Origin of the sequence: Pseudomonas sp. P5_109 (assembly GCF_034009455.1) — a bacterium.
Classification (GTDB): domain Bacteria; phylum Pseudomonadota; class Gammaproteobacteria; order Pseudomonadales; family Pseudomonadaceae; genus Aquipseudomonas.
This window is the reverse complement of record NZ_CP125380.1, coordinates 5,189,421-5,201,774: the sequence shown is the minus strand read 5'-3', so window position 1 is coordinate 5,201,774 and position 12,354 is coordinate 5,189,421. Positions and strand designations below refer to the sequence as shown.

At 62.5% G+C, this 12,354-nt stretch carries 11 protein-coding genes; 9 read left to right on the top strand and 2 right to left on the bottom strand.

What is annotated here, in order from left to right:
- Positions 1–79: 79 nt before the first annotated feature.
- The 6 genes from kdpF (at position 80) to QMK54_RS22980 (ending at position 8,214) form a co-directional block, all read left to right on the top strand.
- Complete coding sequence (gene kdpF / locus QMK54_RS23005) at positions 80–169, top strand: K(+)-transporting ATPase subunit F (protein ID WP_007899818.1); 90 nt, start codon at positions 80–82, stop codon at positions 167–169.
- Positions 170–177: 8 nt separating this feature from the next.
- Positions 178–1,875 (top strand): potassium-transporting ATPase subunit KdpA, encoded by a 1,698-nt coding sequence (kdpA, locus tag QMK54_RS23000; protein WP_320401404.1) that lies wholly within the window; start codon positions 178–180, stop codon positions 1,873–1,875.
- Positions 1,876–1,897: 22 nt separating this feature from the next.
- A complete protein-coding gene (gene kdpB, locus QMK54_RS22995; RefSeq protein WP_110660162.1) occupies positions 1,898–3,955 on the top strand; it encodes a potassium-transporting ATPase subunit KdpB in 2,058 nt (685 codons plus the stop codon).
- 164 nt (positions 3,956–4,119) lie between these two features.
- Entirely contained in the window at positions 4,120–4,665 is a 546-nt protein-coding gene (gene kdpC / locus QMK54_RS22990; protein WP_320401403.1) for a potassium-transporting ATPase subunit KdpC, read from the top strand.
- Positions 4,666–4,824: 159 nt separating this feature from the next.
- A complete protein-coding gene (locus tag QMK54_RS22985; protein ID WP_320401402.1) occupies positions 4,825–7,476 on the top strand; it encodes a sensor histidine kinase KdpD in 2,652 nt (883 codons plus the stop codon).
- Positions 7,477–7,524: 48 nt separating this feature from the next.
- A complete protein-coding gene (locus tag QMK54_RS22980; protein ID WP_110663279.1) occupies positions 7,525–8,214 on the top strand; it encodes a response regulator in 690 nt (229 codons plus the stop codon).
- A 140-nt stretch (positions 8,215–8,354) separates the two neighbouring features.
- Here QMK54_RS22980 and QMK54_RS22975 read toward each other — a convergent pair whose 3' ends face one another.
- Positions 8,355–9,392, bottom strand: coding sequence for a patatin-like phospholipase family protein (locus QMK54_RS22975; protein WP_110659381.1), 1,038 nt, complete (start codon positions 9,390–9,392; stop codon positions 8,355–8,357).
- A gap of 221 nt (positions 9,393–9,613) precedes the next feature.
- Here QMK54_RS22975 and QMK54_RS22970 point away from each other — a divergent pair, with 221 nt between their 5' ends.
- From QMK54_RS22970 to QMK54_RS22960, 3 genes are all read left to right on the top strand, one after another.
- The gene (locus QMK54_RS22970; protein WP_103396971.1) at positions 9,614–9,892 is read left to right on the top strand and encodes a hypothetical protein; all 279 of its coding nucleotides are present in this window, start codon (positions 9,614–9,616) and stop codon (positions 9,890–9,892) included.
- Between the two features lie 133 nt (positions 9,893–10,025).
- Complete coding sequence (locus QMK54_RS22965) at positions 10,026–10,784, top strand: CHAD domain-containing protein (protein ID WP_110659382.1); 759 nt, start codon at positions 10,026–10,028, stop codon at positions 10,782–10,784.
- A 233-nt stretch (positions 10,785–11,017) separates the two neighbouring features.
- A complete protein-coding gene (locus QMK54_RS22960) occupies positions 11,018–11,815 on the top strand; it encodes a thioesterase family protein (protein ID WP_320401401.1) in 798 nt (265 codons plus the stop codon).
- Here the strand turns inward: QMK54_RS22960 and QMK54_RS22955 are convergent, their stop codons facing one another.
- Positions 11,816–12,181, bottom strand: coding sequence for an Mpo1-like protein (locus tag QMK54_RS22955; protein WP_320401400.1), 366 nt, complete (start codon positions 12,179–12,181; stop codon positions 11,816–11,818).
- Positions 12,182–12,354 lie beyond the last annotated feature (173 nt).

Below are 12,354 nucleotides of genomic sequence, written 5' to 3'. Positions count from 1 at the left end.
CCTCGGTCTCGTTCCTTTACAGCCTCCTTTCCGACAATGACTCCACACGCGGCAATACGCCGTAACACGGAGAACTTCCATGAGCGTTCTGGACGGAGTGTCACTGCTGCTGGCAGTGGGGCTGTTCATTTATCTGTTGGTTGCGCTGTTGCGCGCGGACCGGAACTAGGAGCGGCTATGCACAGTTATGACTATTGGCTGATCCTCGGGTTTTTCGCCCTGGTATTGGTCCCTGCGCCGTTTCTCGGGCGCTTCTACTACAAGGTGATGGAAGGACAGCGCACCTGGCTGACGCCTGTTCTCGGCCCGGTCGAACGCGGTTGTTATCGTCTGGCCGGCGTCGATCCGCAGGTCGAACAGAGCTGGCAGAAGTACACGCTGGCCTTGCTCGCCTTCAACCTCGCGGGTTTCCTGCTGCTGTTCGCGATCCTGGTGTTCCAGGACCACCTGCCGCTGAACCCGCAAAACCTGCCGGGGCAGGAATGGACGCTGGCGTTTAACACCGCCGTCAGCTTCATGACCAATACCAACTGGCAGGCCTACAGCGGCGAAGCGTCCCTGAGCTACCTGAGCCAGATGGTCGGCCTCACCGTGCAGAACTTCGTCAGCGCCGCCACCGGCCTGGCGGTTCTGGTTGCGCTGTGCCGTGGCATCGCTCGCAAATCGAGCGCATCGCTTGGCAACTTCTGGGTCGACATGACCCGCGCCACCCTCTACGGCCTGCTGCCGCTGTGCCTGCTGCTGGCGCTGTACCTGGTCTGGCAGGGCGTGCCGCAGACCTTCGCGCAGTACGTGAATGCGGTGACGATGCAGGGTGTTGACCAAGTGATTCCGCTGGGGCCGGCTGCCAGTCAGATTGCGATCAAGCAACTGGGCACCAACGGCGGTGGTTTCTTCGGCGTGAACTCGGCGCATCCGTTCGAGAACCCGACGGCGTGGAGCAACCTGTTCGAAGTGACCTCGATCATTCTGATCCCCGTCGCGCTGGTCTTCACCTTCGGCCATTACGTGAAGGACTTGCGTCAGAGCCGCGCAATCATCGCCTGCATGCTGGCGCTGTTCCTGATCGGCGGTGCGACTTCGTTGTGGGCCGAGTACCAGCCGAACCCTTCATTGAACAATGCCGCTGTCGAACAGACCGCGCCACTGGAAGGCAAGGAAGCGCGCTTTGGCACCACTGCAACGGTGCTGTGGTCGGTGACCACCACGGCCGCGTCCAACGGTTCGGTGAACGGCATGCACGACAGCCTCAATCCGCTGAGCGGCATGGTCGCGCTGGTCAACATGATGGTCGGTGAAGTGATCTTCGGCGGCGTCGGTGCCGGGCTCTACGGCATGTTGCTCAACGTGCTGATCGCGGTGTTCCTCGCCGGCCTGATGATCGGCCGCACCCCGGAATACCTCGGCAAGAAGCTGCAGGCCAAAGAAGTCCAATTGCTGGTGGTGACCCTGATGGTCATGCCGATTGGCGTACTGGTACTCGGCGCGATCGCCGCCAGCCTGCCTGGCCCGGTAGCCGCCGTCAGCAACCCCGGGCCCCACGGTTTCAGTCAGTTGCTCTACGCCTACACCTCGGCCAGTGCCAACAACGGCTCCGCGTTCGGTGGCTTCGGTGCCAACACACCGTTCCACAACCTGATGCTGGGCCTGGGCATGTTGATCGGTCGCTTCGGCTACATCCTCCCAGTCCTTGCATTGGCCGGCAGCCTGGCGATGAAGAAAACCGCGCCGATCGGGCAGAACAGCTTCCCGACCCACGGCCCGTTGTTTGTCACCCTGCTGACCGTGACCATTTTGCTGGTGGGTGGCCTGACCTTCCTGCCGACCTTGGCACTGGGTCCTATCGCTGAACACCTGAGCATGGCTGCCTTTTGAATAAGGAGCTGAGGAATCAATGATGAATATGCCCGTAACCAAAACCGTCGCCGTCAAGGCACCGGAACAACCGAAAACCGCGATCTCGGCCCTGTGGCGCCCGGCGCTGGTGCAAGCCTTCGTCAAGCTCGACCCACGGCAATTGCAGCGTGCGCCGGTGATGCTGGTGGTCGAACTGACCGCAATCCTGACCACCGTGTTGTGTTTCATTCCCGACACGGCGGTGCCGACCTTCGTCGCCGCGCAAATCGCCGTGTGGTTGTGGTTCACCGTGCTGTTCGCCAACTTCGCCGAGGCCTTGGCTGAAGGTCGCGGCAAGGCCCGCGCCGACAGCCTCAAGGCCGGCAGCGAGGGCTTGAGTGCCCGGCGCAAAACCAGCAACGGCAGCTTCCAGGTGGTGCCCGCCACCAGCCTGCGCAAAGGTGACATGGTGCGCGTCGAAGCAGGGGAGATGATCCCCGGTGACGGCGAAGTGATCGAAGGCATTGCGGCGGTCAACGAAGCAGCGATTACCGGTGAATCGGCGCCGGTGATTCGCGAGTCCGGCGGCGACCGCTCGGCGGTGACCGGCAACACACGGCTGGTGTCCGACTGGTTGCTGGTGAAAATCACCGCCAACCCTGGCGAGTCGACCCTGGACCGCATGATCGCCCTGGTCGAAGGCGCCAAGCGCCAGAAAACCCCGAACGAAGTGGCGCTCGACATCCTGCTGATCGGCCTGACCCTGATCTTCCTGCTGGTGGTCGTCACCCTGCAACCGTTCGCCCACTTCGCCAACGGCAGCTTGCCGCTGGTGTTCCTGGTGGCGCTGTTGGTCACGCTGATTCCGACCACCATCGGCGGTTTGCTGTCGGCCATCGGTATCGCCGGGATGGATCGACTGGTGCGCCTGAACGTGATCGCCAAGTCCGGCCGTGCGGTGGAAGCGGCGGGGGACGTGCATGTCCTGTTGCTCGACAAGACCGGCACCATCACCTTCGGTAACCGTCGTTGCTCGGCGGTGTATGCCGCCCCGGGTGTGACAGCCAGGGAACTGGCCGAAGGCGCATTGCTGGCTTCACTCGCCGACGACACGGCTGAAGGCAAGTCGATCGTCGAGTACCTGCGTGGCACCCATCCGCAACCGGAACCGTCCGCTGACGTGCTGACCGCCGTGCCATTCAGTGCCGAAACCCGCTTGTCCGGTGTCGACTATCAGGGCCGGGTGTACCGCAAAGGCGCGGTGGACTCGTTGCTGGCCTTCGTCGGCCTGACACGCGCTGACCTGGCACCGGCCTTGTCGCGTGAAATCGACAAGATCGCCCAAAGCGGCGGCACCCCATTGCTGGTGTGTGCCGACGGCAAGTTGCTCGGCGCGATTCACCTCAAGGACGTGGTCAAGCCCGGCATCCGCGAGCGTTTCGCCGAGCTGCGCAAGCTGGGGATCCGCACCGTCATGGTTACCGGCGACAACCCGTTGACCGCCGCTGCCATCGCCGCTGAAGCAGGGGTGGACGATGTGCTGGCCGAAGCCACGCCGGAGAAAAAACTGGCGCGCATTCGTCACGAGCAAAACGACGGTCGCCTGGTCGCCATGTGCGGCGACGGCGCCAACGACGCCCCGGCCCTGGCCCAGGCGGACGTCGGCATGGCGATGAACGACGGTACGCAAGCGGCACGTGAAGCGGCGAACATGGTCGACCTCGACAGCGACCCGACCAAGCTGCTGGACGTGGTGCAGATCGGCAAGGAGTTGCTGGTCACCCGCGGTGCGCTGACGACCTTTTCGATCGCCAACGACGTGGCCAAGTACTTCGCGATCCTGCCAGCGCTGTTCGCCGCGATCTACCCGCAACTGGGCGTGCTCAACGTAATGCACCTGAGCAGTCCGCAGAGCGCGATTCTCTCGGCGATCGTATTCAACGCCTTGATCATTGTGGTGCTGATCCCCTTGGCATTGCGCGGAGTGCGCGTACAGGCGGCGAGTGCGGCGGCGTTGCTGCGACGCAATCTGCTGATCTACGGCCTGGGCGGGATCCTGGTGCCGTTCGTGGGCATCAAGGCGATCGACATGCTGTTGACGGCGTTGCATCTGGTTTAGCGATAGGTAGCTGTGGTGGGGCTGCAAAGCAGCCCCACCCCACACGCCACATTTGTTCAGGCATACCGCAATCACCAGGATGACGACTGCTTCGCAGCCGAACGGGAGCAAGCTCCCTCGCCACAGGTAATGTGTTTGTTTTCACCGAATTCGAGGATTTTGAGATGTCCACATTGATACGCCCGGCCCTGAGCCTGCTGGTCCTGATGACGCTGATTACCGGCGTTGCCTATCCACTGGTGGTCACTGGCGTGGCCCAGGTCGCGTTCCCGTATCAGGCCAACGGCAGCCTGGTGCGTGATGCCGAGGGCAAGGTCCGCGGCTCATCGCTGATCGCCCAGGATTTCGTCGGCGACGCCTGGTTCCATCCGCGCCCTTCGGCCGGTGCCTTTGCCACCGTGTCGAGTAGTGCCAGCAACCTGTCGCCGAGCAACCCGGCGCTGGCGACGCGGGTGATCGACGATGCCACCAAACAGTTGGTGCCCGGTCAGGGACCGGTGCCATTGGCGCTGGTCACTACCTCCGGTAGCGGTCTCGATCCGCACTTGCCACCGGCGGCGATTGCCTATCAACTGGCGCGTGTCGCGGCGGCGCGCAACCTGCCGGTAGCGACACTGCAACAACTGCTGGACGCGCATATCGAGCAGCCGTTGGTAGGCCCGCCGGTGGTGAATGTGCTTGAGTTGAATCTGGCGCTGGAAAAACTTTAGGTGCGTGGCGCTGCCATTCGCGAGCAAGCCCGCTCCCACACTGGATAGGTGTCGTACACACAACTTGTGGCCACTGAAGATCTTATGTGGGAGCGGGCTTGCTCGCGAAGGCGGTAGAACCGTCACCCATTTCCATCAAGAAAAAAGAGAGCCTCAAGCATGAGCAACTCCGGCCGCGCCGACGCGCTGTTAGCAGACCTGCCCCGCGATGGCCGTGGCCGGCTCAAAGTGTTTCTCGGTGCCGCGCCGGGTGTCGGCAAGACCTACGCCATGTTGCAAGCAGCCCACACCCAATTGCGCCAGGGGGTGAAAGTCATCGCCGGTGTCGTCGAAACCCATGGCCGGGCCGAAACCGAAGCCCTGCTCGGCGGCTTGCCGCAGCAGCCATTGGTACGCTCGGAGTACCGTGGCGTGTTGCTCGAAGAAATGGACCTCGACGGTCTGCTTGTCGCCAAACCAAAACTGGTGCTGGTCGACGAACTGGCGCACACCAACGCCCCCGACAGCCGTCACGAAAAGCGCTGGCAGGATATTCAGGAGCTGCTCGCCGCCGGCATTGACGTGTACACCACGGTCAACGTCCAGCATCTGGAAAGCCTCAACGACCAGGTGCGTGGCATCACTGGCGTGCAGGTCCGCGAAACCCTGCCGGACTGGGTGTTGCAGGAAGCCTACGAACTGCTGCTGATCGACTTGCCGCCACGGGAGCTGCTCGAGCGTTTGCGCGATGGCAAGGTCTATGTGCCTGAGCAGGCGCGGGCGGCCATCGATGCGTTCTTCTCCCAGACCAACCTCACGGCCCTGCGCGAACTGGCGATGCAAACCGCGGCGGCTCAGGTCGATAACGATCTCGCCCAAGGGTATCGTCAGTTGGGGCAAGCGGCGCCGGCCGTACGCGGGCGATTGCTGGTAGGGGTGGACGGCGATGCCCAGGCCGAACGCCTGGTACGCCATGCCAGTCGCGTGGCCCAACGGCGGCACCTGCCCTGGAGCCTGGTGCATGTGGACAACGGCAGCGTGCGTGACGAGCAGTCGCGCCTGCGCCTGCAAAGCGCCCAGCAACTGGCCGAACGCCTCGGCGGCGAAGTGGTGTTGCTGCGCGCCGGTGAGGTGGCGAAAACCCTGATCCAGCATGCCGCCGAACGGCGTGCCAGCCTGGTGCTGGTCGGCCAGTCCCGGCCGCGCTTGCGCCGGCGTCTGTTCGGTGGCGGGCTGGCGGCGCGGCTGCTGCGCAATGCGCGCGGACTGGAAATCAACGTTCTCGATAGTGATCACCAACAGCATCAACTCCATCAACGCTCAATGCAGTCGCTGATCTGGTTCGACTACGTGTTGGCGGTGGTCGCGACGGTTCTGGCCAGTGCCCTGGCCTGGGCCGTGGCGAGTGTACTGCCGCTGCCGAACATCTCGCTGGTGTTCCTTGCCGCTGTGCTGCTGGTGGCGGTGCGCAGCAGTCTCGGACCGGCGCTGGCCTGTGCGGCGCTGTCGTTTCTGACCTATGACTTTCTGTTCATTCCGCCGAATTTCTCTTTCAGCATCCAGCGCGAAGAAGACGTGCTGACCTTGCTGTTCTTCCTGCTGATGGCGGCCCTCACCGGCAATCTCGCGGCGCGTCAGCGCCGGCAATTGCAGGCCCTGCGCGACACCCAGGAAGAGACCACTGAACTGCTCGACCTGTCACGCAAACTCACCGCCGCCACCGATCGCCAGGCCGTGGTCAGCGCGGCCGCCCAACACCTCAACGGTTGGAGCGACGTGCAACTGTGCCTGCTCAATCGCGACGGGCAAAACGGCTGGAAAGTCGAAACCGGTGGCCCGCTGGAGTTCACCGAAGCCGAACGCGCCGCCGCCGATTGGGCCTGGCAGCACGATCAACCGGCGGGCGCGGGCACCGGCACCTTGCCGTTCGGCCGCTGGTGGTGGTGGCCGTTATCGGTGGAGGACGGTCCGCTGGCGTTACTCGGCGTATGCGCCAGGGAAGGTCAGACCCTAAGCGGCCAGCGCCGTCGCTTGTTGACCGCGCTGAGTCAGCCACTGGCCCAGGCGCTGGCCCGGGCGCAACTGGCCGACGATTTGGAAGCGGCGCGGCTGCACGGCGAAACCGAGCAGTTGCGCAGTGCCTTGCTGGCTTCGGTGTCCCACGATTTGCGCACACCGCTGACGTCCATGCGCGGCAGTATCGACAGCCTGTTGGCCCTGGGTGAAGCGATCCCGCTGGAGGATCGCCGCGAACTGCTCGAAGGCACCCGCGATGAAGCCGAGCGTCTTGATCGTTATATCCAGAATCTGCTCGACATGACCCGGCTCGGTCACGGTGCCCTGAAGCTGGCGCGGGACTGGGTGTCGCCGGCCGATATCGTCGGCAGTGCGCTCAATCGCTTGCGCGCGGTACTCGTGTCGCTGCAGGTCAGCACCGAAGTACCGGCGGATTTGCCGCTGCTGTTCGTCCACGCTGCACTGATCGAACAGGCACTGATCAACGTGATGGAAAACGCCGCGCGGTTTTCGCCACCCCGCGGGCGTTTGCAATTGCGCGCCGGGGCCGATGACAGTGAGCTGTTTTTCTCGGTCAGCGATGAGGGCCCGGGGATTCCAGAGGAGGAGCGGGCGAAGATCTTCGACATGTTCTACACCGCGGCCCGGGGTGATCGTGGCGGGCAGGGAACCGGATTGGGGTTGGCGATCTGTCAGGGCATGGTCGGTGCCCATGGCGGGCGCATCAGCGTCGCCGACGGCATCGAGGGGCGCGGCACCTGCATCACGTTGCACCTGCCGCTACAGGCTCAGCCGGGATACGAAGGTGAAGCCTGATCCTGCTTGCGCTACTCTCTTGCCACTTATCAGTGTTGATGTGAATTCATGAGCCAGACCGCGACCATCCTGGTCATTGACGACGAACCGCAGATCCGCAAGTTCCTGCGCATCAGCCTCGCCTCCCAAGGCTACAAAGTGCTGGAGGCCGGCACCGGCAACGAAGGGTTGGCGCAAGCCGCGTTGAACAAACCGGACTTGCTGGTGCTCGACCTCGGCTTGCCGGACATGGACGGCCAGCAGGTCTTGCGTGAGTTTCGCGAGTGGTCGACGGCGCCGGTATTGGTGCTCTCGGTGCGCGCCAGTGAAGGGCAGAAAGTCGAAGCCCTGGATGGCGGTGCCAATGACTACGTGACCAAGCCGTTCGGCATTCAGGAGTTCCTGGCGCGGATTCGTGCGTTGTTGCGCCAGGCGCCCGTGGGGGAAAGCCAGCCAGCGGCGCTGAGTTTCGGCCCGTTGACGGTCGACCTGGCGTATCGCCGGGTGCTGCTCGACGGTGCCGAAGTCGCCCTGACTCGCAAGGAGTACGCCGTGCTGGCGCAACTGGCGCGGCACCCCGGGCGGGTGATCACCCAGCAGCAATTGCTCAAGGACATCTGGGGGCCGACGCACACGGAAGACACTCATTACCTACGTATCGTGGTCGGGCACTTGCGCCAGAAACTGGCGGATGACCCGACCCAACCCAGGTTCATCGTGACCGAGGCGGGGGTGGGGTATCGGTTGTTGAGTGAGTAGTTTTGAAGTTTTTTGGTAACTGATCTGGCGCTTTCGCGAGCAAGCCCGCTCCCACAGGGTTCGTGTGACCGACGCGGTCATTGTGGGAGCGGACTTGCTCGCGAAGAGGCCCGGATAGTCACCCGAGAATTTTCAGACGCTCAGTTCTGCTCACTTTCATAGCGATCCAGCGTATCCCGCGCAATCTCCCTGCCCAATGCGATCAGCTCCGGCGCCTTGTAGAACTCGAAAAACCGGCACACGCGCTTGGGCACGTTGATCAGGATGTCTGGTGGGTACCCGGCAATCTTGTACTGCGCCAGCGACGTCTGCATTACCTCGAAACTCTGGTTGATCAAATCCAGCAGGGACGCCGGCCCGACGTTGTCGATGATGAACGAACCGGTGGCCGAGCGGGGTGCGCCGCTGGCTTCCGGAGCGGCCGCGGGTTGCTGCGCTTCGGGCTCGGCGGATTCGATCCACGGATTGAGATCCGCGCCTTCAGCCCTCAGGGCTTCCCGCTCCAGGATCAGCAATTGCTCGGCCTGTTTACGGCGGAACGGCAGCTTCGAGCCGAGGGAGTTGATCAGGCTGTCGAAGCGGGTCTTGAAGGCGGCGGGACGCTGGATGACCGGCAGTTGATAGTGGCGCTGGTTGGTGGAGTTGAGGTTGACCGCGATGATCAAATCGCAATGGCTCGACACCACGGGCACGATCGGCAGCGGGTTGAGAATGCCGCCATCGACCAGCATGCGGTTGCCTTGCATCACCGGGGTAAACAGGCTGGGAATCGCTGCCGAGGCGCGCATGGCCTGGTGCAGGCAGCCTTCCTGGAACCAGATTTCCTGCTGGTTGGTCAGGTCGGCGGCGACGGCGGTATAGGGGATGCGCAAGTCTTCGATGTTGATCTCGCCGACGATCTTGCGGATCTGCCCGAATACCTTTTCGCCACGAATCGCCCCCAGACGAAAACTGACGTCAACCAGACGCAACACGTCGAGATAGTCCAGGCTCTCGATCCAGTCGCGGTATTCATTGAGTTTGCCGGCGGCGTAGATCCCGCCCACCACCGCGCCCATGGAGCAGCCGGCGATACAGGCAATGTCATAGCCGCGCCGTTCGATCTCTTCGATGACCCCAATATGTGCATAACCCCGGGCTCCACCCGAGCCCAATACCAGTGCGACACGCTTTTTCATGAATCGCCCTCGTTTGAATGGTTCAACAATGCACCCATCGAGGGGCACGCTTCAATCGTCATGGTCGTTCGATGGGGTAAGAGCGTCGTATTTTCGACACTCCATGGCGGCGCATGGTTATTCTCGTCAGCGCTATAGTTTGCACAGCGGACCAACGGCACTTTTCAGGTGCCACAACGTCTTACCTGCATGACTGTTGACCTATTCTTGAGGAGTGAGTGATGAAAGCCTGGATCTGCGTGCCATTGATTGCCCTGGCGCTCGCCGGTTGTGCCGGTAAAACCGCCTACCGCGACAGCTGCGGTAGTAACCTGGATGCGGCATGGCATGAACTGGACCTGGCCAAAGCCGAGGGTTTCGCCGGGACCGTCAGCTACTCCAAGGCCTTGTCGCTGTTGACCGCGGCCAAGACCCAGCAGCAATTCGAGGGGTTCGAGGGCTGCACCAACAAGGCCGAGAAGGCCCGTTTCTACATTCGTGAGTCGCGTGCGGGGCGTTGAAAACACTGCTACTCCTGTAGGAGCCGGCTTGCCGGCGATAGGCTCTCGAATGTTACCGTGGCCTGATATCGCCATCGCTGGCAAGCCAGCTCCTATAGGTAACGCATGGCACTGTTTTACGGAGTAAACCCCCATGATCGATCGGTTGGTGGCTCGTGTTCTGGGCCTGGAGATTCGTCTGCTGGCCTGTCAGGCCCGCTTGAAAGCGCGTACAGACCCTGAGGCGTTACACGATCTGCGCACCACCATGCGTCGGTTGCGCAGCCTGTTGCGACCTTTGCGCGGATTGCCCGGCGTCGAGCAACTGGAAGCGGCCGCCTCGCGGGTGGGCGATCTGACCACGCCATTACGTGATCGCGAAGTGCTGGCGGCGTACCTGCTCCAGCACCATCAACCCCTGGCCGCACAGCAGCGCATGGCGCAGATGGCCGAGGCCTACCCGGCCGTGGCGGCCAGCCCTGAACTTGCGCAGTTGCTGATCGTTCTCGATGCATTTCCGCGTTTTCTGCGCGCCGCCCAACGCCAGGGATTGCTCAAGGGCTTGCGCAAGCGCATCGAAAAGCGTCTGGGCAAACAATGGGAAAAACTCGACGAGGCACTGCACGACCCGACCCACGACCGTCATCGGCTGCGCCTGCTGATCAAGCGCGTGCGCTATGGCATCGATGCTTACCCTGAACTGGATCGTTTGCCGAAAGCGGCCATGCCCCGGTTGAAATCGGCCCAGGGTGCGCTTGGCGACTGGCACGATTGCGTGCAATGGCTGGCCATGGCTGAACGGGAAGCGGATTTACGGCCCTGTGTTGCCGTGTGGGAAGCCACCATGGCCGAGGCTGAAAGCCGTGCGGACCGGGTACTGGAAAAACTCAGCAAGGCCTGCTTCAAATCCTGAGACCTCCCCAGATCCATTGTGGGAGCGGGCTTGCTCGCGAAGGCGGTGTGTCAGTCAGCATCAATGCTTAAGCTGATGACCTCTTCGCGAGCAAGCCCGCTCCCACAGGGTTTTTATGTTCGACATGGAACCTGTGCGGCTCATCTGTCAGTCAAATTGGCCGGAATGGGTGCTGTATAGCCCTCTCCGGCTGGGTAAGATCCCTTCATCTTTTTTCGATCCCTGAGGTTTTCATGCGCTTTTGCGAACTACTTGACGCGGTCCGTAGCCAGCCGATGGACCTGTCTATCCCGGCCTCATGGGCCCAGGGGCGCGCCAGTTTTGGTGGCCTGGTGGCGGCTTTGCAGTACGAAGCCATGCGAGCCCGGGTGCCGGCGGATCGTCCGGTGCGCTCGCTGGCAATCACCTTTGTCGGGCCGGTCGAACCCGAGGTTCCGGTCAGTTTTGAAGTCGACGTATTGCGCGAAGGCAAGGCGGTCAGCCAGGTGCTGGGCCGGGTGATGCAGAAGGGGCAGGTGGTGACCTTGATCCAGGGCAGTTTTGGCGCCTCACGCCCCTCGGAAGTGGCGGTAGCCGCTGAACCGGCACCTGAAATGAAACACTGGGACGAGTGCCAGGAACTGCCTTTTATCGAAGGCGTTATCCCTGAGTTCATGCGGCACCTGGCGATGCGCTGGAGTGTCGGCGGGTTGCCGTTCAGCGGCAGCACATCCCGGAAAATGGGCGGTTGGGTACGCTTGCGTGGCGGCGAAAAAGAAGAGGCCATCAGCGAGGCGCATATCCTCGCGCTGGTGGACGCCTGGCCGCCGGCCCTGATGCCGTTTTTGAAGAAACCAGCGATGGGCAGCACGCTGACCTGGACCATCGAGTTCGTGCAGCCGTTACTGGAATTGAACACCCTGGACTGGTGCAAATACCTCGTTGAGACCGAGCACGCCGCCGACGGTTACGGGCATGCCGCTGCAAAAATGTGGAGCGCGGATGGCCGCTTGATTGCCATGAGCCGGCAAACGGTGACGGTGTTCGCCTGATCAGCGACGGCGGTGGCGTTCACGCCAGGCGCGCCACCAGCCACCGCTGAGAAAGAACCGTGGAAACGTCAGGAACTGCTCGACCAACAAGCGCGATATCGCATCCTTGCGGTCACTGAACGGCTCGGCGGCTTGCGTTTCCAGGCTGTGGCCGTGGCGTTGCAAGGCCAGCGCTGCAATCACGCCGATCACGCCGATGGCGATGTTCGAAAGGGTCAGGCTGAACACCCCGGACACAATCAGCAGGGCCGCGACAATGAACAGCGGCACCGCGATCAGGTGCAACACCAGATTGGTCGGGTGCTGATGATTGTTCGGGTATGCTCGCCATTGCCAGGCGGGAAGGTTGGGGTGACGTTTGCCCATGATGCTGATCCTCGATCCATGTTGAACACATATAGGAAGAATAGGCCCGGTCAATGCTGGCGGCGAATCAAGGCTGGCTATTGGCTTGATAGGCGTCATGGTCTGGATTGATGTTGTCAGTTCTGACGCCTTCGTCGGAACGCCGCCCGGAGCAAGCCCGCTCCCACATTTTG